At 66.4% G+C, this 23,595-nt stretch carries 21 protein-coding genes; 6 read left to right on the forward strand and 15 right to left on the reverse strand.

Features of this window, described 5'->3' with window-relative positions; all coding sequences use genetic code 11:
* Positions 1-2 precede the first annotated feature (2 nt).
* Entirely contained in the window at positions 3-3,485 is a 3,483-nt protein-coding gene (locus ACYVII_RS11335) for a carbohydrate-binding protein (protein WP_460535003.1), read from the reverse strand.
* A 144-nt stretch (positions 3,486-3,629) separates the two neighbouring features.
* On the opposite strand from ACYVII_RS11335, the gene ACYVII_RS11340 reads away from it, so the two are divergent.
* A complete protein-coding gene (locus tag ACYVII_RS11340; protein ID WP_460535006.1) occupies positions 3,630-4,712 on the forward strand; it encodes a diacylglycerol/lipid kinase family protein in 1,083 nt (360 codons plus the stop codon).
* 91 nt (positions 4,713-4,803) lie between these two features.
* Here ACYVII_RS11340 and ACYVII_RS11345 read toward each other — a convergent pair whose 3' ends face one another.
* A complete protein-coding gene (locus ACYVII_RS11345; protein WP_460535008.1) occupies positions 4,804-5,220 on the reverse strand; it encodes a GNAT family N-acetyltransferase in 417 nt (138 codons plus the stop codon).
* Between the two features lie 19 nt (positions 5,221-5,239).
* On the reverse strand, positions 5,240-6,238 hold the full coding sequence (gene pheA / locus ACYVII_RS11350) for a prephenate dehydratase (RefSeq protein ID WP_460535011.1): 999 nt from the start codon (positions 6,236-6,238) through the stop codon (positions 5,240-5,242).
* Positions 6,239-6,312: 74 nt separating this feature from the next.
* On the opposite strand from pheA, the gene pgm reads away from it, so the two are divergent.
* Positions 6,313-7,932, forward strand: coding sequence for a phosphoglucomutase (alpha-D-glucose-1,6-bisphosphate-dependent) (pgm, locus tag ACYVII_RS11355; protein ID WP_460535013.1), 1,620 nt, complete (start codon positions 6,313-6,315; stop codon positions 7,930-7,932).
* A 131-nt stretch (positions 7,933-8,063) separates the two neighbouring features.
* On the opposite strand, the gene ACYVII_RS11360 is transcribed toward pgm, so the two are convergent.
* The 5 genes from ACYVII_RS11360 to ACYVII_RS11380 all read right to left on the reverse strand — a co-directional run bounded on the left by ACYVII_RS11360 (position 8,064) and on the right by ACYVII_RS11380 (position 12,000).
* Positions 8,064-8,870: an ABC transporter permease gene (locus ACYVII_RS11360; protein WP_460535016.1), complete on the reverse strand. Its 807-nt coding sequence runs from the start codon at positions 8,868-8,870 to the stop codon at positions 8,064-8,066.
* 9 nt (positions 8,871-8,879) lie between these two features.
* Entirely contained in the window at positions 8,880-9,722 is an 843-nt protein-coding gene (locus tag ACYVII_RS11365; protein ID WP_460535018.1) for an ABC transporter ATP-binding protein, read from the reverse strand.
* A gap of 96 nt (positions 9,723-9,818) precedes the next feature.
* Positions 9,819-10,679 carry a DUF4097 family beta strand repeat-containing protein gene (locus tag ACYVII_RS11370; RefSeq protein ID WP_460535020.1) on the reverse strand — a complete coding sequence of 287 codons (861 nt, stop codon included), beginning with the start codon at positions 10,677-10,679 and terminating at the stop codon, positions 9,819-9,821.
* An 88-nt stretch (positions 10,680-10,767) separates the two neighbouring features.
* Positions 10,768-11,274, reverse strand: coding sequence for a toxin-antitoxin system HicB family antitoxin (locus ACYVII_RS11375; protein ID WP_460535021.1), 507 nt, complete (start codon positions 11,272-11,274; stop codon positions 10,768-10,770).
* An 87-nt stretch (positions 11,275-11,361) separates the two neighbouring features.
* A complete protein-coding gene (locus ACYVII_RS11380) occupies positions 11,362-12,000 on the reverse strand; it encodes an amidase domain-containing protein (protein ID WP_460535023.1) in 639 nt (212 codons plus the stop codon).
* Positions 12,001-12,200: 200 nt separating this feature from the next.
* Here ACYVII_RS11380 and ACYVII_RS11385 point away from each other — a divergent pair, with 200 nt between their 5' ends.
* Complete coding sequence (locus ACYVII_RS11385) at positions 12,201-13,625, forward strand: L,D-transpeptidase family protein (protein ID WP_460535025.1); 1,425 nt, start codon at positions 12,201-12,203, stop codon at positions 13,623-13,625.
* A gap of 57 nt (positions 13,626-13,682) precedes the next feature.
* On the opposite strand, the gene ACYVII_RS11390 is transcribed toward ACYVII_RS11385, so the two are convergent.
* A complete protein-coding gene (locus ACYVII_RS11390; protein ID WP_460535027.1) occupies positions 13,683-14,636 on the reverse strand; it encodes an amidase domain-containing protein in 954 nt (317 codons plus the stop codon).
* A gap of 289 nt (positions 14,637-14,925) precedes the next feature.
* On the opposite strand from ACYVII_RS11390, the gene ACYVII_RS11395 reads away from it, so the two are divergent.
* Together ACYVII_RS11395 and ACYVII_RS11400 are read left to right on the forward strand one after the other, a co-directional pair.
* A complete protein-coding gene (locus ACYVII_RS11395) occupies positions 14,926-17,094 on the forward strand; it encodes an MDR family MFS transporter (protein ID WP_460535029.1) in 2,169 nt (722 codons plus the stop codon).
* 140 nt (positions 17,095-17,234) lie between these two features.
* Positions 17,235-18,266: a LacI family DNA-binding transcriptional regulator gene (locus ACYVII_RS11400; protein WP_460535032.1), complete on the forward strand. Its 1,032-nt coding sequence runs from the start codon at positions 17,235-17,237 to the stop codon at positions 18,264-18,266.
* A 48-nt stretch (positions 18,267-18,314) separates the two neighbouring features.
* Here ACYVII_RS11400 and ACYVII_RS11405 read toward each other — a convergent pair whose 3' ends face one another.
* Positions 18,315-19,169 (reverse strand): DNA-methyltransferase, encoded by an 855-nt coding sequence (locus ACYVII_RS11405; RefSeq protein ID WP_460535034.1) that lies wholly within the window; start codon positions 19,167-19,169, stop codon positions 18,315-18,317.
* Positions 19,170-19,227: 58 nt separating this feature from the next.
* Between ACYVII_RS11405 and ACYVII_RS11410 the strand changes: the two genes are divergently transcribed.
* On the forward strand, positions 19,228-19,524 hold the full coding sequence (locus ACYVII_RS11410) for a GNAT family N-acetyltransferase (protein ID WP_460535036.1): 297 nt from the start codon (positions 19,228-19,230) through the stop codon (positions 19,522-19,524).
* Here ACYVII_RS11410 and ACYVII_RS11415 read toward each other — a convergent pair.
* From ACYVII_RS11415 to ACYVII_RS11435, 5 genes are all read right to left on the reverse strand, one after another.
* Positions 19,509-20,543 (reverse strand): PHP domain-containing protein, encoded by a 1,035-nt coding sequence (locus ACYVII_RS11415; RefSeq protein ID WP_460535038.1) that lies wholly within the window; start codon positions 20,541-20,543, stop codon positions 19,509-19,511. The genes ACYVII_RS11410 and ACYVII_RS11415 overlap by 16 nt on opposite strands.
* Positions 20,544-20,593: 50 nt before the next feature.
* Positions 20,594-20,902 (reverse strand): hypothetical protein, encoded by a 309-nt coding sequence (locus tag ACYVII_RS11420; protein ID WP_460535041.1) that lies wholly within the window; start codon positions 20,900-20,902, stop codon positions 20,594-20,596.
* A 69-nt stretch (positions 20,903-20,971) separates the two neighbouring features.
* Positions 20,972-22,021, reverse strand: coding sequence for a lipoate--protein ligase family protein (locus ACYVII_RS11425; RefSeq protein WP_460535043.1), 1,050 nt, complete (start codon positions 22,019-22,021; stop codon positions 20,972-20,974).
* Positions 22,022-22,059: 38 nt separating this feature from the next.
* Positions 22,060-22,905: an alpha/beta fold hydrolase domain-containing protein gene (locus ACYVII_RS11430; protein WP_460535045.1), complete on the reverse strand. Its 846-nt coding sequence runs from the start codon at positions 22,903-22,905 to the stop codon at positions 22,060-22,062.
* Between the two features lie 16 nt (positions 22,906-22,921).
* Entirely contained in the window at positions 22,922-23,560 is a 639-nt protein-coding gene (locus ACYVII_RS11435; protein ID WP_460535047.1) for a dihydrofolate reductase family protein, read from the reverse strand.
* Positions 23,561-23,595: the final 35 nt, after the last annotated feature.

A 23,595-nucleotide genomic window follows, 5' to 3' on the forward strand; every position in this document is an offset into this window, starting at 1 on the left:
TTTTACGACGTCTTCGGCTGTTGGACGATGAAGGCATCCACGATCGCGATACGTCCATCGCTGGCATATGTATCGTCGTTGGTCACTCGAATGGTGTGCGTGCCCGGCGCGAGGTCTCTGACGACGAACACCGGCTGTTGCGCCGCCCTCAGTGAACCGAAGCAGTTGACGGTTGCCTTCTTCGCCCCGTCGATCGCGATGTCCACGCTGCCCATGTCGGTGTAGCGCTCGGTGAGGAATGCGATGCCGGTGCCCGTGAACGTGTACTCCGCGTAGTCGCCCGCGGACGTCGAGTAGTGCACGTCATCGCCGAAGTCTCCTAGACCGCGGTGGCTGTCCGTCCCCCAAGTGCCCGAGTAGGTGATCGCCGAATCCGTATCGTTGACCGTACTGAGGGTGACGTTGGGGTCGGTGACGGTGAGCGTCACACCAGAGGTCAGTCCGTCGAGGTCTACAGAAAGAGTCGCCGTGCCCCAGCCCTTCGCGGTGACGGTCCCGTCCGAGTCGACCGTGGCCACCGACGGGTCTGACGAGGAGTAGGTCACGCCGTCGGTGACGGTCTTCCGCGAGCCGTCCATGCTGATCGCGGTCGCGGTGAGCTTATCCGTGTCGCCGACCGACATCGACGTCGGACCCGCTGCCGCCACCGCCTTCAGCACATCGGTTGTGGCGGTGAGACCGAAGTTCTCGAAAAGCACCCCGGTACCCGTCCGCGGGCTCTCTCCGATGAACCGCACGTTGTGAATGCCCGAGGTCATCTCAACCCAGGCGGACACGTTCTGGAAGTGCCCGTCCCCTCCTGTGTCGGGCACGTTGACAGTCGTCGCATCGCCGTCGACGTCGAACTGAAGCTGCTGAGCCTCATCTGATGCGACACGCAGATCGAGTTTGTAGTACCCCGTGTACGGGACGTAGATGTTCTCGTAACGCAGGTAGTCCTGCTGGTCGATGCTGCCAACCGCAGTGACCGCCTTGCCGTCGTCGTGGTACGTGCCGGCGACAACTCCGGTGTCGGGGCCGTCCCAGCTGTATTCCTTGGCCAGATTCCACTGCATGTTGTAGTCAGGCGCGGCGATCGTCGCGTGATAGCCGCCCTGCCGGTCGAAGCGCATCCAGTTCCAGACGATGTTCGACTCCGCCGAGATCCAGACGACCTTGAGGGCGTGGGTGCCTGCAGCGAGCGGCACGAAGAAGTTGGCCGTCTTCGCGTTGGTCACGCCACCGGTGGGATCGAGCGTCAATGCACCTGTCGCGTCCCTGCCGTCGACCTCGAGGCGGAACGAGAGAGGATCGCTGTTGGTCGTCGAGTACCTGAACTGCATGAGATACGTCGCGCTTGCAGCGACATCGACGTTCTCGTAGCTCAGCCAGTCCCCCGAATCGATCACCGAGACGCCCGGCGTCCCGTCGTCGTCGATGTCGTCGAGAGCCTTCAACCAGGTCCCGCTCTGATCCGTCGCCGATTCCGCCTGAATGGTGAACTCATCGGGATTCGCCAGCGTGAAGCGCATCCAGTTCATGAAGAACCAGCTGCCGTCATCCCGCACGACACGGATCGTGTGCCGTCCCTGCGTCAGCGGGAGCTCCCGCTCGATCGTGCTGTAGACGTTGTAGCCGCCGGTGTCGGGAGTGGCGACCGAGCCCACGGCATCCTTGCCGTCCACCAGCACGTGGAAATGGTCGCCCTGCGATGCGGATACTCGGAACTCGGTCCGATACGTGCCTGTCACGGGCACCGTCACGTTGTTGTACTCGGCCCAATCCCCGGCCTGTCCCATGTAGAGGGCGCCGAAGCCCCCTTCGGCGGGAGGCTCGACGCCGTATGCACCCTGCGCCGCGGTGTAGTCCTCGTTCTCCACGCGGAACTGGAACTGCGCTGGCGGAACGACCGCATCGGGAGCGGACGCCGTGACCATCACCGATCCGACGGGATAGATCTTGTTCTTACCGTCCGGCATCGCCAGCTCGATGCGTGGCATTCCGGTCGAGTCGACCATCGCGACGGCGAGTGTGTATGAGCCGGGGCGCACACTGCGCGGCAGCGTGAACGAAGAGCGCACCTGGTCCGCATCTCCCTTGAACCACTTCGTCTGATCGACCGTGGAGTCGGTGCCGCTCCACGCCACACGGCCATTCGAAGGATCGAGGAGGTACACCTTCAGCGGGTACTTCTTCGGGCTGAAGCCGGCGCCGTTGTTGGTCCACACGCCCGCGAGGTTCAACCTGCCACCGGGCTTCACGCTATCGGTGTACGTCGCCCTTTGCATCACGAACCGATATCCGGAGTATCGCGCGAGGGTGGTGAACCATTCACCGTAGGCCTTCTTCATCGCGTCCCAGTCGGCGAAGCTCGTGTTGTTGATGCCCTGCAGATTCGAGTGATACGCCTCGATAGCGTTCTTGACCACGAGCCGAGGATTGTTGAGCATGATGCTGCTGTTCCAGTTCGAGCCCTCCGACACCTGGATGTGATCGCGGCGCTCCAGACGATTGATGTACGAACTCTCGCTGGTCGTGTCGTACTGCATCCACGCGAACGCACTGTTCACGGTGTCGGATCGGAAGCCCCAGTTCTTGTTCTCCGCCGCGACGTCATAGGCGAAGGCGGTGAATCTCTTGGCCTGGGTGTCTGCATCCGTATCCGTTGGAACCACGTTGGCGCCGGGGTTCTCCATCATCACCATGGACTTGCGGAACGAGTCGCTGTATATCCCCAGGATCTTGTGGAGCGTGGTGGTGCGTGTCGCATCATCCGGCCACGGGAAGTTCAAGGCGTCGTTCCAACCGGACCACTCGCCGAATAGCGAGAACGCACGCAGATCGACCCAGGCAATCCCTCTGTTCCCGTCGTAGCGCTTCGCGAACGCGTGCACCGCCTTCGACAACGCGCTCAAGTAGATGGGGCTGTAGTACAGCGGCTGCTTCGAGTAGTACTTCCCGTTGTACTGTGCGAGCCGATAGGGAGCCTTCTCCACGTCGAAGAGCCAGGCAGGCGGGTACTGGTAGGGAAAGACACCCGGGTCGTTCTTCACGTCGGGGGCGTCAGACATCAGCAACTGGATCTCGGCGGTCTTCCCTTGCTGATCGACCCTTCTCATGAACCTATCGAACCTGCCCCAGGAGAATTTGTTCGCCCTCGGCTCGAAATCGGACCACGCGATCTGAACACGAACGATGTCCGCATCATCGGGGATGCGTTTGCGACCATCGATGAAATCGGTGATCGCGGGATCGTTGCTGAAGGTGTAACCCGCCGCGTCGGCCGGCTTTGGGCTGTTGATGTCGAAGGCGGTGCCGGTGTACGGATTGCCGTGGAGAACCTCGTGCGTGTCCGTAAACGTCACCGTGCGTTCGTGGTCGGTCCGGGACGCCTGCGCAGCGGCAACGGACGTCGAACGATGCGTCACCTTTGATGGCCCGGCTGGCGCCGACAACGCGCCGACGCTCAAGACACCGACGACGATCGCGGCCACGAGACCTTTCATGCGACTTCTCCTCCTTGAGCGCGCTGGCTAATTATTCAGCCGCCGGGTTAATTAATAGCCCATGGACGGTCCCCGCGCAATGAGCTCGTCAGCCGTTCACAGCGCCTTGAACATCGGAACGATGCAGTCGGTAGCGTGGTGTGGGTGAGCGATCCGGTCGCAGCAGCATCCGATCCCGCGTCCGCCGGGCCGTCCCCGGACGCTACCGATGTCGATGTCTCAGACGCCTTTCCTCTGCGCCGCACCGCGGTCGTCTACAACCCGACCAAGGCAGACGTGAAGGCGCTGCGCAAGGCGGTGGCATCAGCGCTGGTGCAGGCCCGAGAGGTGGCATCCGCTGCGGGCGAGCCCGGGTGGGCGGAGCCGGCGTGGCTGGAGACGACGGTCGACGACTCAGGGCACGGCCTCACCAGGCGCGCACTGAGCGACGGCGTCGACCTCGTCCTGGCCGCCGGCGGGGACGGCACGATTCGCGCCGTAGCGGGCGGGCTGCGCGGTAGCGGGGTGCCGATGGGCATCATCGCCCTCGGCACCGGCAACCTCCTCGCGCGCAATCTCGGACTCCCTTACTCGGACCTGCAGGCATCCGTTCGCATCGCCCTCACAGGCACCGACAAGCCCATCGACGTCGGCGTCGCCGAACTCACTCGCGACAACGGGGCATCCAGCGATCACGTATTTCTCGTGATGGCGGGCATCGGAATCGACGCGGCGATGTTCGCGAAGACGAGCTCGGTGCTGAAGAAGAAGGTGGGATGGCTGGCCTACGTGGACGGCGGCCTGCGTTCACTGGGCAAGAAGAAGCTGCACATCCACTACCGGCTGCCCGGGCAGCAGGCGCACTCAGCACACGTGAGCACGATCCTCGCCGGCAACTGCGGCGTGCTGCCGGGCAACATGGAACTGATGCCCGACGCCAGCCTCGATGACGGCGAGCTCGACATCGCGCTCGTTCAGCCGCGCACGATCTTCGGGTGGCTGGCTATCTGGCGCAAGGTGACGTGGGAGAACCGGGTGCTGCGGCGCTCCGCGTTCGGGCGGCAGATCATCCGCTTCACCGGATCCGACAAGGCGAGCATGCTCAGCTACCTGCGCGGGTCGTCGATCCACGTCGAGGTGGAGGGGGCCGAGCCGGTCGAGCTCGACGGCGACGGTTTCGGCGACGTCGTCGGTGCGCACTTCTGGGCGGATGCTGGAGCTCTCGTGGTGCGCGTCCCCGCCGGCTGAGGCGGCGCACCATCGCTCGTTCAGGTCGCACTTTTTGTCGGCTCTGGCGAGACACAGCGACAGAAACTGCGACCTGAACGAGTAATCCTGCTCAGCCCTGCCGGGCCATCCACTTCCACGGTTCGGCGAGCGGCTCGAAACCGAACTTCGCGTACAGGCCGTGCGCGTCGCCTGTGGCCAGCGCGATGCGCTTCAGCCCGAGCGGTTCCAGGTCGGCGACCACACCCTCGATGAGGCTCACGCCCACTCCGCGCCCGCGCGCGGACGGATCGACGAACACGTCGCACAGCCAGGCGAACGTGACGCCGTCGGTCACCACGCGCGCGTACGCGACCTGGTCACCTGACTCGTCGTCGAAGACGCCGTAGTTGCGCGATGCGTCGATCGCGGCATCCTGAACGGACCGCTGCCGCCCTTGCGCCCAGTACGACTGCTCGCTCAGCCAGCGATGCACGAGCTCCCGGTCGACCTCAGCGGTGTTGCACGAGAAGCGGTAGCGGTCATCCATCGCTCCAGGGTAGAGGCGTTCAGGCCTCCGGCTCGCCGCCGATCAGGCCACGCAGCCAGTCGCGCGCCTCGATGAACACGGCGTCCGCGTAGCGCGGGTCGTAGTCGACCGGAACACGGTCGGCACGCGGATACGAGCCCAGGAAGTTGATGTTCGGGCTGAACCGGAACAGGCCGAGCAGGGCATCCGCCACCCGTTCGTCCTTCACGTGGCCGTCGGCGTCGATGACGAACCGGTACCGCCCGAGCTCGTCGCCGATGGGCCGCGACTCGATCAGGCTGAGGTTCACGCCACGCGTGGAGAACTGCTCGAGCATCTCGACCAGCGTTCCGGACTGGTCGGAAGGCAGCTCCACGATGAGGCTCGTCTTGTCGGCGCCGGTCGGCTCCGGGATGCTCCGCGTGCGGCTGACGAGCGCGAACCGCGTCACCGCGTTCGGGTTGTCGATGATGTTCTCGGCCAGCAGCTCGAGGTCGTGGTGATCGACGATCGCCGGCGGGGCGATCGCCGCGTCGGCGGGACTGATCGGGATGCCCGAGGCATCCGTCTCCAACAGCGAGATCGCTGCCGTCACGTTGCTCGAGGCAGGCATGTAGTCGTGCGCCGGCAGGTGCGCGCCGAGCCACTCCTTGCACTGTCCGTACGCGACCGGATGCGCCGCCACGGTCTTCACGTCCGCCAGCTTCGTTCCCGGCCGCCCGACCATGACGAATCCGACCGGCACCAGGTACTCGCCGATGATCCGCAGCTCTGGGATGCGCGCGAGGGCATCCTGGGTGGCGGAGACGCCGCCCTCGATCGAGTTCTCGATCGCGATCATCGCCGCGACGCTGCGGCCAGTGACCACATCGTCGAGCGCCTCGCCGACATTGTTGACCGCACGCCACGGCTTGCCCTGCGCTTCGGGAACCTGCGCGAGCGCGGCCTCGGTGAAGGTGCCGGACGGCCCGAGAAAGCTGTACGTCTGCGTCGACTCGCTGGGCATCTCCGAGCGGCTTTCGGTGCTGGCATCGGGCATGGTGGAAGCCTAATGGTCACCGCGGCAGCGCCCCGACACGCGACGGGACGCGGTCCGGTGTCAGACTTGGTCGCATGTCGGATCGCGCAGGCACTCCAGCAACAGAAGCAGACCTGATCGATGTGGAGGCGCTCGTTCGCGCCTACTACGAGCTGAAACCGGATGCCTCAGTGCCGGAGCAGCGGGTAGTGTTCGGCACCAGCGGTCACCGCGGCAGTGCGTTCGACACGGCCTTCAACGAGGACCACATCGCTGCCGTCACGCAGGCGATCGTGGAGTACCGGCAGTCGCAGGGCACGACAGGACCGCTCTTCATCGGCGCCGACACCCACGCCCTCAGCATGCCGGCCCAGACCACGGCCCTCGAGGTGCTCGTCGCGAACGGGGTCGACGTGCTCATGGACGAGTACGACGACTACACGCCGACACCGGCTGTCAGCCACGCGATCATCGCCCACAACCGGGCCCACCCCGACGGCGCACAGGCCGACGGAATCGTCGTCACGCCGAGCCACAACCCGCCCCGCGACGGCGGCTTCAAGTACAACCCGCCGCACGGCGGACCGGCCGACACGGATGCCACGAGCTGGATCGCGAACCGTGCCAACGAGCTCATCGCCGACGGCTTGAGCGGCGTCAACAGGGCGGAGCCGAGCGGTGTCGCCACCTACGACTTCCGCGAGCACTACGTGGACGACCTGCGGAACATCATCGACGTGGATGCCATCAAGAAGGCCGGCGTGCGCATCGGCGCCGATCCGCTCGGCGGCGCGAGCGCCCACTATTGGTCGCTGATCAGCGAGAAGTACGGCCTCGACCTCACGGTCGTGAACCCGGCGATCGATCCGCAGTGGGGATTCATGACGCTGGACTGGGACGGGAAGATCCGCATGGATCCCTCGAGCCCGTCCGCCATGGCATCCGTTCTGAAGCACAAGGACGACTTCGACGTGCTCACCGGCAACGACGCGGACTCCGACCGGCACGGCATCGTCACGCCCGACGGCGGGCTGATGAACCCGAACCACTACCTCGCCGTAGCCATCCAGTACCTCTACACGCACCGGCCCGATTGGCGACCGGATGCCGCGATCGGCAAGACCCTGGTGTCGTCCTCGATCATCGACCGCGTCGCCGACTCGCTCGGCCGGCGGCTGTGGGAGGTACCGGTCGGGTTCAAGTGGTTCGTGCCGGGCCTCGTCGACGGCTCCGTCGCGTTCGGCGGCGAGGAGAGCGCCGGCGCATCGTTCCTGCGCATGGACGGCACCGCGTGGACGACCGACAAAGACGGCATCCTGCTCGCCCTGCTGGCCAGCGAGATCATCGCCGTCACGGGCAAGAGCCCCTCGCAGCTGTACCGCGAGCTCACGGAACAGTTCGGCGATCCGGTCTATCAGCGGGTGGATGCCGCGGCATCCAAGGAGCAGAAGGCGAAGCTCGGCAAGCTGGACGGCGACACCATCACCGCGACCGAACTCGCGGGCGAGACCATCACCGCGAAGCTCTCCCGCGCCCCCGGCAACGACGCCCCGATCGGCGGCGTGAAGGTCGTGACCGAGAACGCCTGGTTCGCCGCCCGCCCCAGCGGCACCGAGGACGTCTACAAGATCTACGCCGAGTCGTTCCTCGGCGAAGACCACCTGCGGCAGGTGCAGTCCGAGGCGAAGAGCATCGTGGACGCCGCGATCGCCTAGCCGCCCCTGCACTTGAACCAGCCCCAGCCCAAAACAGGCATGATCGCGCTCTCCGCGCGAGAACAGGCAGATTCCGCCTGTTCTCGCGGGATCTGCCTGTTCTCAGCCGACCGGGTTCTCGACCGACCGCCCTACGAGATCTTCTTCCGGTAGATCACCTGGGCGAACACGTACGCGACGACCAGGATGCCCACCAACCACGCCAGCGCGATCCAGATATCACTGCCCACAGGCTGCCCGGCGAACAGGGCGCGGATTGTGTTCACGATCGGCGTCACTGGCTGATATTCGGCGAACCAGCGCACCGGGCCAGGCATGGTGCTGGTGGGCACGAACGCCGAGCTGATGAACGGCAGGAAGATGAGCGGGTACGAGAAGGCGCTCGCGCCGTCCACGCTCTTCGCGGTCAGGCCGGGAATCACGGCGACCCAGGTGAGCGCGAGCGTGAAGAGGATCAGGATGCCCGCCACGGCCAGCCAGGCGCCCACGTTCGCCCCGGTTCGGAAGCCCATCAGAAATGCGACCCCCATCACTACCGCCAGCGAGATGACGTTGGCGACCAGCGACGTGAGCACATGCGACCAGAGCACGGAGGACCGCGCGATCGGCATGGACTGGAACCGTTCGAAGATGCCGCCTTGCATGTCCTGGAACAGCCGAAAGGCTGTGTAGGCGATGCCCGAGGCGACGGTGATGAGCAGGATGCCCGGGAGCTGATAGTTCACGTAGTTGCTGGAACCGGACTGGATCGCTCCACCCAGCACATACACGAACAACAGCATGAGTGCGATCGGGGTGATCACCGTCGTGATGATGGTGTCGAGGCTGCGCGTGATGTGCTTGAGCGTGCGCCCGGTGAGCACCGCGGTGTCGCCGAAGAAGTGCGACCCGGTGGATGCCCGCGATCCGGTCGCGAACTGCGTTGTCGTCGTTGTCATGGTCCTCGCCTACTTCTGGTTGGCGCCGGCGCGGACGCCGGACTTGTTCTGGTCGTTGCTGGTGCCGACATCCGCCGGCTCGTCGCCCTTGTCGCCGACGATCGCGAAGAAGACGTCTTCGAGGCTGGGCTGCTTCTCGACGTACTCGACCTTCGCCGGCGGCAGCATGGCCTTCAGCTCGGCGAGCGTGCCGTCGACGATGATCCGGCCCTTGTGCAGGATCGCGATGCGGTCGGCGAGCTGTTCGGCTTCGTCGAGGTACTGCGTGGTGAGCAGCACGGTCGCGCCGCCCGCGGCGAGCTCCCTGACGGCATCCCATACCTCGATACGGGCCTCGGGGTCGAGGCCCGTTGTCGGCTCGTCGAGGAAGATGACCGGCGGGTTGCCGATGAGGCTCATCGCGATGTCGAGCCGGCGCCGCATGCCTCCCGAATAGGTCGAGACGCGTCGGCCGCCCGCGTCGGTCAGCGAGAACCGGTCGAGGAGCGTGTCGGCAATCCGCTCGGGCTGCTTCACGTGACGCAGCCTCGCGATGAGCACCAGATTCTCGCGTCCGCTGAGGATCTCGTCGACGGCGGCGAACTGGCCGGTCAGGCTGATCGACCTGCGCACGTCGGCGCCCTGCTTGAACACGTCGTATCCGATGACGCTGGCGGTTCCGCCGTCGGCGTGCAGCAGCGACGACAGGATGCGGATGGCCGTGGTCTTGCCCGCCCCGTTCGAGCCGAGCAGCGCGAAGATGCTTCCCTGTGCCACGTCGAAGTCGACGCCGCGCAGCACCTCCAGCTTTCCGTAAGACTTCACCAGGCCCTGCACGTGGATCGCAGGGGACTGGATTGCGGTGGTTGTCATGGTGGTTTCCTTCTCTCTCGTCGTCGCCCCCGTTTTCGGGCGCGACGATCACCGCCCACCTCGGGCGGTACCTGTGGTGTGTGGTGTGGTGTGGTACTAACCCAGCGGGCGACGGATGGTGATGGAGGCGTAGTCCGCGTGCGCTGTGATGGCCACGGTGCGGTCGGTATCGACCGGAGCGGACGCCGCCTCGAGCTCGTTGCGCACCTGCCCGTGCCGTGAGGCGATGTCGAGCCACGCGGCGGTGCCCTCGGGCACCCCGACCTCGATGGAGCCGTAACCTCCGTCGATCTTGACCTCGCCCGTGCCGACCCGGTCGATGCGCACCTCGCCGTGTGCGCACTTGATCTCGGCCGAGCCGTTCAGCTGTTCGATCACGACGTTGCCCGTCGTGGACTTCACCGTGAGCGGTCCTTCGACGTCGCCGAAGGTGGTGTTGCCCGTCGTGTTCTTGACGTTCCCCTCGCCATCCAGCGTGCCGACCCGAATGGATCCGGCACCGTTCGTGACCTGCAGCGGACCAGCGATCCGACCCGCCTGAATCGAGCCGGCGCCGCTGTGCAGCGTGGTCCTGCCGGCCTGCTCGATCCGGAGTTCGCCTGCTCCGGTACGGGCGATGCAGAAGCCGAGCACGCCTTGGGTCTCGACGTTGCCTGCGCCGAGCTTGGCGTCAAGACTTGAGCCGGTCGGCACGGTGATGTCCACGGTCAGCCGCGGGCTGCCGCTGAACCAGGTGTAGTAGCGCAGTGTGCGGGCGATGCGCAGGCCGAGCACGCCGTCGACGAAGTCCACGCTCACCTCGCCGAGGGCTCGCACGTCGTCCTTCTTGGTCGGATCGCCGGCCCGGATCGACACGGTCGTCGTCTTCGTGTCGGCGGCCGTGACCGTCAGGCTGACGACGACGAGCATGTCGAGCACCACCTGGATGGGCTCCGGTGTTTCGTACTCCGTGTTCATGATGGCTCTCCCCTGCGTATTCGAGATGCCTGACTCGAGGTGGAAATGATGGATGCTGCGCTGCCGCCGGATTCCTTGCTCACCTTCGTCACCGAACCCATCCGGTGACGCGCTTGCCGCTGGTCTCCCGCGCAACGGGCCGCGAGGCTCCGCCGTCCAGCGCGGCGGCTACCGTTCGCACCAGCCAGGTGTTGACGGAAACCCCGGCGTGCGCGGCGGCGGCTTCGACGCGCGCCTTGAGCTCATCTGGAAGGCGCAACGTGGTGCGCGTCGTCGACGCGTCCTCGCCCTCCACTGCGGCTGGTGCGGTTGGTGCTTGTGCGGCCGCCGGGGTGACCGACTCCGACCACTCCGGAGCCTGGATCACGACGAATTCGGGCTCGCGACCACGCAGGCGAAGATCGACAGAGCCCGGTGTCAGCTCGGTCGTGATCTCACTCGCAGCCGCGCTCAGCGCTTCGATCAGCATGAGCCGCGCGGCCGCGTCGAGCGCCGTCGTCAGGCGCTCGGCGGTCTCACGCGTCTCGTCCGTGCCGGCGGCGGCCGCCGCGACGAGCTGACGCTGGAGTTCTTCGACATAGGTTTCCAACTGCATGACACCATGGTGACACCATAATGGTGTCACGTCAAGCGTTCGTGCGAACCAGATGACACCACTTGGTGTCACTCGCCGGGCGGGCCGCTACTTGGATGGCGTCGGCGAGGCCGTCGGCGGCAGCGCAACGTGCCAGAAATGGCCCGATGCGCCGGGGTACTCCTTGTCAAGCACGTAGTCGAGGTCGCGATACTCGGTGTCCCTGTTGTGGCCGGCCATCTTGATGTCGACGTGCTTCTTGCCGTCAACGGTGGTGTCGATGACCTTGCTCACGATCTCGACATGGTCGTACTCATCGGTTCCGGCCCAGGAGAACACCACGATGTCGCCGACCGCGATCTTCGAGCGTTCGTCGAACGGGTACTCCGTGAGGCCCAGCGACTTCGCATTCGCGGCGAAGTAGTTGTCCATCGCGGGAACGTAGCCCCATGCCGGACTCCATTCCTCCGCGGCGTCGTGGTTGTACCACTCGTCGTTCATCTTCCAGCCTCGCGCGATCAGCGTCTGACTGACGAAGTTGGCGCAGTCGCCGCCGACGGGATTCAGGTCGCCGTAGACCTTCGTGTTGTAGTGGTCCCAATGCGCGAGCGCGTAGTCGAGCTGCTTCTGAATCGGCGCCGGAAGCGGGGCGGGCCCGGCGGCGCATCCGGCGAGCGCGAGCACGGCGACCACCGAGAAACCGGATGCGAGCCGCCACCATCTGCTTCGCCGTCTCGTCTGCGCCATGCCGTCGACGTTATCGATCGGGGCCTGTGCGCCGGCTCGGCGTGCCGCGCTCTGAGCGGACGCTGAGGTCGGCCATCGACATAACGGATGCACAACGGCTCGCTTATCGGATAGACAGACCAGTTGCCGTTTGCGGCGCGCCATTATATTCTCTGTTGACGTTTCGCCCAGCGGGGGGTCACCGAGCGAACGAGGCAGCCGTGACGGATCAACTGACACACGATCCTGTCGTCGGCGACGGCGCGAACGCGCCGGACGCGACGCGCACGCGTCTTGCCGAGACGCTCCAGGCGACGAGCAAGCCGAAGCGCAAGCGACGGTTCCTCTGGCTCTGGATCGCCGGCGGCGCGCTCGTCGTGCTGCTAGGTGCGGCGCTCACCCTGCTGATCGCTCCGGGAACGACCGTCGCCGGGGTTCCCGTGGGCGGACTGCCGCCGAGTATTGCGGCGAACATGGTCTCACAGCGCCTCGCCGACACGACCATCAGCGTGAACGGCACCAGGATGACCGGGCGCGAGCTCGGCGTGCAGGTCGACGCCGCCGGACTCACGAACCAGGCACTCGCCGACCGGCCGCTGTGGAACATCGGCACCTGGTTCGGCGCTCGGATTCAGGCGCCCGTGACGCTCGAGACAGGCAAGGCCGACAAGGTGCTGCAGCAGGCGCTCCCCGCCCTGTACACGAAGCCGACGGATGCCACTGTCTCATTCGCGAACGGCGCCTACGTCGTGAAGCCGGCCGCGCCCGGCATCCGGGTGAACACGGCTGCGCTCGCGCGGTCGCTGCAGAAGTCGTTCAGCCGCGACATCGACCATGTCGCCGTGCGCACGACGAAGACAGACGCCCTGCCACCGATCAGCACGGCCACCGCCGAGGCGACCGCCAAGAAGCTCAACGGCATGCTCGCCACGATCGGCTTCTACGTGGGCACGGAGCGCACCGTGCCAGTTGCACCAGACGTCGCCGCCTCGTGGCTGACCGTGACATCGAACGACAGCACGGGGAGCTTCTCGATCGCGGCCGATCAGAAGAAGATCCAGACTGCGGTCGACGCGTTGCCCGGCCAGGTGAACCGGCAGCCGGCGAACGCGCAGGACGTCGTCGACGCCACGGGCGCGGTGCTGCGGGTCGACACGGCCGGCCAGACCGGCCGCACGCTCGGGAACACCAGCATGGTGGCGCGCTCATTCGCCACTCAGCTCAGCGACGGCAACGCCGAGTACCGCCTGCCGGTGACGGAGACGCCGTTCCAGACGACGAACCTTCAGCGCAGCATCGAGGTGAACCTCAGCTCGCAGCGCCTCTACATGATGCAGAACGGCGCTGTCGTCGGCTCATGGGCCATCTCGGCGGGGCTTCCGGGAACCCCGACACCAACCGGCCACTTCACCGTTCGCGACCACATCAGGGTTCAGACGATGTCGAGCACGCAGTACGGCTACGTCGTGCCGGACGTGCAGTGGGTCATGTACTTCGACTACAACGGCGACGCCTTCCACGGCGTGTACTGGCACAACAACTTCGGGCATCCGATGAGCCACGGATGCGTCGGCATGCCGATCAGTCTCGCCGAGCAGCTCTACGACTGGACGCCGGACGGCACCGACGTCTACGTGCACTATTGACCGCTTCGCCTTTCACCGCGACTCGAGCAGCGACCGTAGCCGCGCAGGCCGCGCTGCTCAGCGGGTCAGGTGCCAGAAGTGGCCGGTCGCGCCCGGGTGCTGCGTCGTGATCGTCTCGTCGAGGTCGCGGTACGCGTAGTCGTCGTTGTGGCTGGCCAGCTCGATCTTGTACTGGCCGTTCACCTTCGTGATGCGGTCGACGACCTCGACGTGATCCGGCGAGCCGTCGCCGTCCCAGTCGAAGACGGCGATGTCGCCGAGCGCGACCTTGGCGCGGTCGGCCTGCGAGAAGCTGAGCTGTTCGAGACCGAGGCTTGCGGCGTTCTCGGAGAAGTAGTCATCCATCGCGGGAACGTAGCCCCACGCCGGACTCCAGTCGTCGCCCGCCTCGTGGTTGTACCAGTCGTCGTTCATGGTCCAGCCGCGCGCGATCAGCGTCTGGCTGACGAAGTTGGCGCAGTCGCCACCGTCGGGGTTGAGGTTGCCGTACTCGGCCGTGTTGTAGTTCTGCCAGTGCGCGAGCGCGTACTCCAACTGCGCGGCCACGCCGCCCGCCGCCGTGTACTCCAGAGCACCCGGCTTGGTCGCGATCGTCTTGCCCGTCTTGCCGATCAGCTTCAGGCCCACTGTCGCGGGCTGATAGTTGGCCGCGGCCGGCGCCTGGGCGACGACCTTGTCGGCGCTCGCCGAGAGCACGCGCACACTCGCCGAACCGAACGCCACGGCCTTGACGTTCTGCAGGTCGGTGCCCGTGATCGTCACCTTCTGCCCCACGACGGATGCCTGCGCGGGCGACACCGCCGTCACCGAAGGCGACGAAGCAGCGGTGTGCTCCGCGGCGCGCGTGGCGTCGGCGGTGCGAGCGGTGTGCGCCGTGCATCCGGTGAGAACGAGCGCGGATGCCGCCGCCACAGCGAGCACAGCCGCCCGCACACCGGGGACGCGGCGGCCGGAAGCGCGAGGAATGCGGGAGCGGATGCGCGTGTGCGACTCATTCGGGGGGTACGACATGGCGTGATCGACGGTACCGCGTGCTCCTTGGAATCCTCGGTGGGTCCTGTATGGACTCGGCCACCGGAACTCAGGAACTGCTATGGTTCGACGCGCACACTTCTCGGGTGTAAATTTGCAGTCACCGCAAATTTCTCAGCACCGACAACTCTTCACACGCCAACGACGGCGGAGACCGCCGTTCGGCCCGTCTTCGCTTTCGTGTCGCCACCAGCTGTTTCAGCAGAAACGTACGGGATCAATGTCAGAAGCCGCCACGTCAGCGCCGTCAGCGCCCAAAGCACCGATCATGACGCACCGTCAGATCCTCTTCGTGATCTTCGGGCTCATGGCGGGCATGTTCCTCTCCGCACTCGACCAGACCGTCGTCGGAACGGCCATCCGCACCATCGGCGACGACCTGCACGGCCTGAGCCTCCAAGCCTGGGTGACCACGGCCTACCTGATCGTCTCCACGATCGCCACGCCGATCTACGGGAAGCTGTCCGACATCTTCGGGCGCCGGCCGCTGTTCATCCTGGCGATCATCATCTTCGTGATCGGCTCGATCCTGTCCTCGTTCTCGCAGTCGATGATCGAGCTCGCCGTGTTCCGCGCCATCCAGGGCCTGGGCGCGGGCGGCCTGATGTCGATGCCACTGGCGATCATGGGCGACATCCTCGCCCCGCGCGAGCGCGCCAAATACCAGGGCTACTTCCTCGCGGTCTTCGGCATCTCGAGCGTCGCCGGGCCGCTGATCGGCGGTCTCTTCGCCGGCGCGAACCAGATCCTGTGGATCGCCGGATGGCGCTGGGTGTTCCTCATCAACGTGCCGATCGGCATCATCGCGCTGTTCATCGTGATCGCGTTCCTGCACCTTCCGCGGCACAACCACCATTCGGTGCGCATCGACTGGTGGGGTGCGACCGGCGTGATCGTCGCCTTGGTGCCTCTGCTGCTGATTGCCGAGCAGGGCCGTGCCTGGGGCTGGGGCAGCCCCTCCGCGATCGCGTGCTATGTCATCGGCGCCGTCGGGGTGGTCGGCTTCATCATCGTCGAGATGCTGATGAAGGATGACGCGCTCATCCCGCTCAAGCTGTTCCGCTCGAACACGTTCTCGATGGCCACGATCATCGGCGTTCTCGTCGGCTTCGGGATGTTCGGCGCCATGCTGACCATCCCGCTCTACCTACAGCTGGTGCTCGGGTCGAATCCGACGGAGAGCGGCCTTCAACTGCTGCCGATGATCCTCGGCCTGATGATCGCATCCATCACCAGCGGGCAGATCATCGCCCGCACCGGCCACTACCGGCAGTTCCCGATCCTCGGGACGCTGCTGCTCTCCGGCGGATTCTTCTGGCTGACCTTCATGAAGTACGACTACTCGTACTGGTTCGCCGCCGGGGCGATGCTGCTCATCGGCCTGGGGCTCGGGCAGATGATGCAGACGCTCACCATCGCCAGCCAGAACGCCGTGGGTCTGCGCGACATGGGCGTGGCGACGAGCGCGTCGACGTTCTTCCGGCAGATCGGTGGAACGCTGGGCACTGCCGTGCTCATCTCGCTGCTGTTCGCGGTGATGCCCACGAACATCCAGAGCTCCCTGAACGAAAAGTCGACGCTGACCCCCGCACTCGAGGCGGCCTTCGATCCCTCAGTGGCGAAGGCTCCGGAGAACAAGGGCATCATGGGCACGATCTACAACCCGATCGTGAAGAACGTGACCACGGAGACGACCAAGGGCCTCCAGACCACGATGGACAAGGCGACCGCAGCCGCGAAGAGCGGTGTCGACGCTGCCGTGGCGGCGGGCAGGGTTCCCGCGCAGGCTCAGGCGGCGGCCGAGGCACAGGCCGTTCAGCAGACGCAGCAGGCCGTGATCACGCAGATCCAGAAGAAGGTGCCCGTCGCGCGGGTGGACTCGAACGGAACAGTCTCGCTCGACTTCTCGAACGCCTCGCAGCGCAACGATTTCGTCGACACGACGGTTGTGCCTGCGGTGCAGAAGCAGTTGAAGAAGTCCAGCGGCTCCAAGGTGAACAGCAACGACATCAACGACACGTCGTTCCTGAAGAACGCGGACAAGCGGCTGGCCAAGCCGTTCCTCGTGGGCTTCAACGCCTCGGCCGTGACCGTCTACTGGGTGGCGATGTGCGTCGTGCTGCTCGCGTTCGTACTGGCGCTGTTCTTCAAGACGCCGCCGCTTCGGGCGAAGTCGGCGCTGCAGGAGGCAGCCGACGACGAGGCGATGCTCGCCAACGAAGCGGCCACCGAGACAGGCTCGCTGGCGTTGCCCGACGAGGAGGCCGAACCGGGGCTCGTTCCGGTCGGCACGGTGTCGGTGGCCGAGCCGAGCGCGGACAACGAGTCGAGGCCCGAGCACGGCCGACACGCTCGGCCCGCTGCGGCCGACGCAGAGCAGAAGCACGAGCACCGCGGTCGGCACAGCGCCGGCCCCGGCGAAGTCGCGACATCGTAGCACGCGGAGCGATCTGTCCCGTTTTCGTGCGCCGGAGGTGGGCGAGCGGGAGCAGCTGCGTGAGAGCGCGATCATTTTGTGACCCCTACGGGTCGCCCCTGCCACGGAATCGCGATAGGTTCGGGCGGGGAAGGGGCGACATGGGCGTGAAAGCGCAGGCGCAAGCGCCGACGCTCGAGATGGTGGCCGCGCGGGCCGGAGTCTCGCGCGCGACCGTGTCGAGGGTCGTGAACGGATCGCCCAAGGTGAAGCCCGACCTGCTCAAAGCGGTCAACGACGCCATAGCCGAGTTGAACTACGTGCCCAATCGCGCCGCGCGCTCGCTCGCGAGCCGGCGCACCGAGTCCATCGCGCTCGTCATCCCGGAGTCGACGACCCGTGTGTTCGCCGACCCGTTCTTCGCGCTGATCATCCAGGGCGTCGCCGTGTACCTCGCTACGACGGACTACACGCTCGGTATCGTCGTGGCATCCGAAGCCAATCCGGACAAGACGCGCCGCTACCTCACCGGCGGCAACATCGACGGCGCGCTCGTCGTCTCGCATCACTCAGGCGACCACTCCTACGCTCGACTCGGCCGTGCCGTCCCCGTCGTGTTCGGCGGACGACCACTGCACAGCTATGACGGCGATGCCGACACCGTCGAGAGCTTCTACGTCGACGTCGACAACATCGAGGGGTCCTTCAGCGCGACCGAGCACCTCATCGAACGCGGGCGCAGGAACATCGCCACGATCGCCGGTCCCGCCGACATGCCGGCGGGCTTCGATCGCGAACTCGGATGGCGACGGGCCATGACGAAGGCCGGGCTGGACACCACGCTGATCGAGTGGGGCGACTTCTCACCGGCATCCGGAGCGATGGCGATGCGCCGGCTGCTGGCTCGCAAAGTTCCCATCGACGCCGTTTTCGCCGCCAACGACCAGATGGCGCTGGGCGCGTACGCCGCGATCGCCGAGGCGGGGCTGAGCATTCCGGACGACATCGCCGTGGTCGGATACGACGACGACGCGCTCGGATCGGCCGCGTCCCCTGCGCTCACCACCATGCACCAGTCGATGACCGAACTCGGCGCGGCCATGGCCGAGAAGCTCGTGCGTCTGATCGAGGGCGATCCTGTGGAGCACGCGACCATCTTGAAGACCCGGCTGATCGTGCGCGGCTCGAGCTGAGCCGGATCGCTGCATCGGTAGAGTCATCCGGCGATCGACCGCACCCGCCTAGACGAAGGCGACGTCGGGCATCCCCCCGAAGCGGGCGCGCATGACGGCGATCGCCTCCGGGTTGCTGTCGACGAGCACGAAGCGGCGGTCCAGGGCCGCTGCCACTGCACCCGTCGTGCCGCTGCCTGCGAAGAAGTCGAGTACCCAGTCGCCGGGGCGAGAGGATGCCTGCACCATGCGCCGCACCACCCCCTCCGGCTTCTGTGTGGGGTAGCCGGTCTTCTCCCTGCCGGTCGTGGTGACGATGGTGTGCCACCAGACGTCCGTGGGGAGTTTGCCGCGCGACGCCTTCTCCGCCGTGACGAGACCGGGTGCCATGTAGGGCTCGCGGTCGACGGACTCCGAGTCGAAGTGGTAGCCGCGCGGGTTCTTCACGTACACCAGGATCGTGTCGTGCTTCGCCGGCCACCTGCGCTTCGACTTCGCTCCATAGTCGTATGCCCAGACGATCTCGTTGAGAAAGGATGCCCGCCCGAACAGCGCGTCGAGCAGCACCTTCGCGTAGTGGGACTCGCGGTAGTCGAGATGCAGATACAGGGTGCCGTCGTCGGCGAGCAGCCGCCACGCCTCGATCAGCCTGGGCTCCAGGAACTCCCAGTAGTCGTCGAATCGGTCGTCGTAGCACAGCAGGTCGCCGCGGATGCGCTCGTAGCCGCGACCCTGGAATCCGGCTATCGAGCCGGTGGCGTCGCTGCGCACCGCGGTCACCGTACGGCGCTCCTGCCTGCGACCGGTGTTGAACGGCGGATCCAGGTAGATCAGGGTGAACGCGGCATCCGGAAGCGTGGGCAGCACCGCCAGGTTATCGGCCTCGAACACGGTGTTCGGGCTGTCGGGAGACCACGCGGGCATTGCTCCATTGTCGCCGGTTCTCGCACCCTTGCCCGCCAGCTGTGCTTATGGTGGCGACATGAGTGCACAGGTGCGCGACGACCGGGATGCCTCCCGCTACGTGATCGAGCTGGGCGGCCAGATGGTCGGCGCTGCGTATTACAAGAGGTTCGACGACCACATCGTGTTCACGCATACCGAGGTCGACGAGGGGCACCAGGGAGAGGGACTCGCCGGCGATCTCGTGCAGGCGGCGCTGGATGACGCGCGCGGTGCCGGCCTGCGGGTCGTTGCGCTGTGCCCGTACGTGCGGTCGTGGATGCAGCGGCATCCGGAGTACCAGGACCTGCAGAAGGCGTCTCAAAGCGCCGGCTGAGAGTCAGCTCGCCGGGACTCCAGCCAGTCCCGGAGGCGCGGCAGCGGCCACGTCGTGACCACGCGGTCGGCGGGCACGCCTGCCGCCTCTGCACGGACCGCGCCGAGGGCGACGAAGGCGAGATGCCCCGGAGCGTGAGCGTCGCTGTCGATGCTGAACAGGCATCCGGCGTCCAGTGCCATCGCGATGAGGTCGTCCGGGGGATCCTGCCGTTCGGGACGCGAGTTGATCTCCACCGCGACGCCCTCCGCCGCGCAGGTCGCGAACACCTTCTCGGCGTCGAACTCGGACTGCGGACGGGTTCCGCGCGAGCCCTTCACCAGTCGACCGGTGCAGTGGCCCAGCACGTTCGTCGCCGGATCGCGCACCGCGCCGAGCATGCGCGCGGTCATGGTCGCGGCATCCGCTCGCAGCTTCGAGTGCACGCTCGCGGTGACCACGTCGAGGCGGCCGAGCATGTCGCGGGTCTGGTCGAGGGTGCCGTCTTCGAGGATGTCCACCTCGATTCCCCTGAGCAGCGTCACGCCGCCGTCTGCCGAACGGTTCCACGCCTCGATGTCGGAGAGCTGCTGCTGCAACCGCTCGACGCTCAGGCCGTTCGCCACTGTGAGGTGCGGCGAGTGGTCGGTGATGGCGATGTACTCGCGGCCGAGGGCCGTGGCCGCGTCCGCCATCGCCGCGATCGGCACGGTGCCGTCCGACCACTCGGTGTGCGTGTGCAGGTCTCCGCGCAGCTGCGCTGCCAGCGGAGAGTCGGGCCGCTCCGGGCGCGCGTCGCGCAGCGCGACGAGGTAGTCGGGCACGGCGCCCTCGACCGCCTGCGAGATCACCTGGAACGTTCGGTCGCCGATGCCCTTCGTGCGGGAGAGCCGGCCGTCCGCGATGCGTTCGCGAAGCTGCGCATCCGTCATGCCATCGATCGCGGATGCCGCACGCCGGAACGCCTGCACCTTGAACCGCGGCGCGAGGTCGTACTCGAGCAGGAACGCGATCTCGTTCAGCGCGGCTTGGGACTCCATCCGCCCATCATGCCGCGGGCGGCGACGACGTGCGAAGGGCGACGCGACGGTCAGTGCAGCGGATTGCCGTCGGCATCGAGGCGGATGCGCACCGGTCCGTTGCCGAAAATACCCTTGTCGCCGTCGCCGGGGACGGGTGAAGGCACGGGCAGACGAGCGCGTGCGTCGAGCTCGAGCTGTGCCTCGTACTTGGCCGGCGCGAAGACCTCGTCGCCGATCAGCAGAGCGCCGCCGCCCCTGGACGACCCGCCCTTGGAGGAGTTGCGGCTCTTGTCGCTGAGGTCGATCCAGCCGAGCCGATGGGCCACCCACAGCAGCACCCCGACGGCGACCACGCCGAGCAGTATCCACCAACCCACGCCGATAGTATAAGCGAACGTCTAGGAGTCGCCTGCACGGTGCGCCGCCGCGCTGGATGAGCGCTGGTGTCAGGGCACCCGGTAGAGCCAGTCGTCGGTGCCGAACTTCTCTGCGACGAGGCGCTCGGCATCCGCGTATTCGGCGTCGGTGATGTCGCCGGGGTGTGCGCCGTACAGCTCGGTGAATGTCTGTTTCATGCGGTCGATGATCTCCGCACGGCTGAGACCACTCTGCGCCTTCAGCGGGTCCACGCGCTTGGCGGCGGATGCGATGCCCTTGTCGCTGATCTTCTCCCGGCCGATGCGCAGCACCTCGGTCATCTTCTGGCCGTCCATGTCGTAGCTCATCGTCACGTGATGCAGAACGGCACCGTTCTTGAACCGCTTCTGCGCAGCGCCGCCGATCTTGCCCTGCGGGCTGGCGATGTCGTTCAGCGGCTTATACGTGGCATCCACTCCCAGGGAGCGCAGGGCGACGAGCGCCCAGTCGTCGAGGTAGGCGTAGCTGTCGGCGAAGCTCATGCCCGAGACGAGGTCGGCCGGAACATACAGCGAATACGTGACGACGTTGCCCTTCTCCATCATCATGGCGCCGCCGCCGGTGATACGGCGCACCACGTCGAATCCGTATCGGGCCGCGCCGTCAGGGTCTACCTCGTTCTTCACGGACTGGAAGCTGCCGATCACCACGGCGGACTCGTCCCACTCCCAGATGCGCAACGTCGGACCGCGATGACCGGCCGCGAGCGAATTGCTCAGCGCCTCGTCGAGAGCGAGATGCAGGCGCGGTGGCACCGCCTTGGCGTGCACGATGGACCAGTCGTAGTCGCGCCACGCCGTCGCATTCGAGAGCGAGCGGCGGACGGCGACGGCCACCGCCTCCGGCGAGAAGCCGAGCAGGGCGGCATCCGCCGGGAGAGCACGACGGATGGCGTCCGCGATGGCGGCCGTGTCGGCCTCCGCCGAGAGGCCGTTCACCGCGGCGTCGATGGCCTCCAGCGCCGAGTCCGGCTCGAGGAAGAAGTCACCGGACAGGTGGAAGTCCGCGATCGCGCTGTCGACGACGTCGAAGTCGACGACGACCAGCTTGCCGCCGGGAACCTTGTACTCACCGTGCATGGTTCCACCCTACGGATGCGCGCCGGCGCTCCGCGCGATCAGACCCGGGCGGGGAACCGGGCATCCAGCCAGCGCACGAGGTCGCCGACGACCTCGTCGCGGTTCGTCTCGTTGAACACCTCGTGCCGCGCGCCCGGATAGATCACCAGCGTGGTGTCCGAGAAGCCGGAGCGGCGCTTGTAGGCGGCCACGAGCATCCGTGCGCTCGCCGGACCGCCGAGCGAGTCCTCCTCGCCGATCATGACGAGCAGCGGAACGTCGCGGATGCCCCGCGCGGGCCGCCCGTAGAGTCGCAGGCCGTCGACGACGCCGAACAGCTTCAGCACCTTCGCATCGAAGGTGAGGGGATCCGCGGCGAAGTCGGCAGCGACCTGCGGGTCCCGGCTCAGCCACTCGTATCCGGTGGTGCCGAGTGCCTTGTGGTGTTTGTTGAGGTCGCCCGCCTCCATGCGCAGCGGCGTGCGGTACGCGGTTCCGGTCAGAACGAGCGCGTCGACCTCCTCGGCGTGGCGGTTGACGAGCATCTGGGCCATGAGCGAGCCCCAGCTGTGCCCGAGGAGCACGAGCGGAACGTCCGGATTCTCCTTGCGGATGATCCCGTTCAGAGAGCGGATGTCGTCCACCGCCGCGCGCAGGCCGCCCGGGCCCAGCCGGCCAAGCTTGGAGTGGTCGCCGTTCCACTGGCCGAGGCCGGTCCGACCGTGTCCGCGCTGGTCGGCCGCGTATACCGAGAAGCCGTTCTCGTTCAGCATGTTCACGAGCGGCTCGTACCGGGTGGCGTACTCGCCGAGCCCGTGCACCAGGTGCACCACGGCTCGCGGATGCTCGACCCGCCACGCGTAGTACGTGACGGTCACACCCTGTTCGTCTTCGAAGCTCGGCACGGGGCGATTCTCGCAGCTAGACGGTCATGTCGCCCACTGTCGGCTCACCGTTCGGCGCGTAGCGCAGCTGCACCACACCGTTCGAGGACGTCTCGGCCGGCGCCAGCAGCCTCAGGCTCGCCGGGACCGTGCCGTCCTCGAAGAGGCTCTTGCCCGTGCCGAGCACCAACGGATAGACCCAGAGCTTCAGCTCGTCGAAGAGCTGCGCGTCGAACAGCGTGCGGGCGAAATCGATGCTGCCGATGACGTGCACATTCCTGTGCTTGTCGCGTAGAGCATCCACATCGGCGAGCACATCGGGGCCCAGCTGCTTGGAGCCCTGCCAGTCGAGCCGCGGTGTTCCCCGCGACGCCACGTACTTCGGGATGCCGTCGAAGAGGCGTCCGATCACGCCCTCGGCCTCGCCGGTGGTGTGATGCGGCCAGTACCCGGCGAAGATATCGTAGGTGCGGCGGCCGAGCAGCAGGGCGTCCATGCCCTCCATTCCCGCCATGACCCATTCGCCGACGGCCGGGTCGTTCAATGGGGCCTGCCAGCCGCCGAACCGGAAACCGTTCGACGGATCCTCCTCCGGACCACCCGGCGCTTGCTGTACTCCGTCGAGGGTGCTGAACAGATCGATGGTGATGCGGCCCCGCTTCTCGTCGGAACTCATGAGGTCTCCCTTCGGGTGTCTGACCCACCCTTGTC

It is taken from the genome of Humibacter ginsengiterrae (assembly GCF_054780115.1).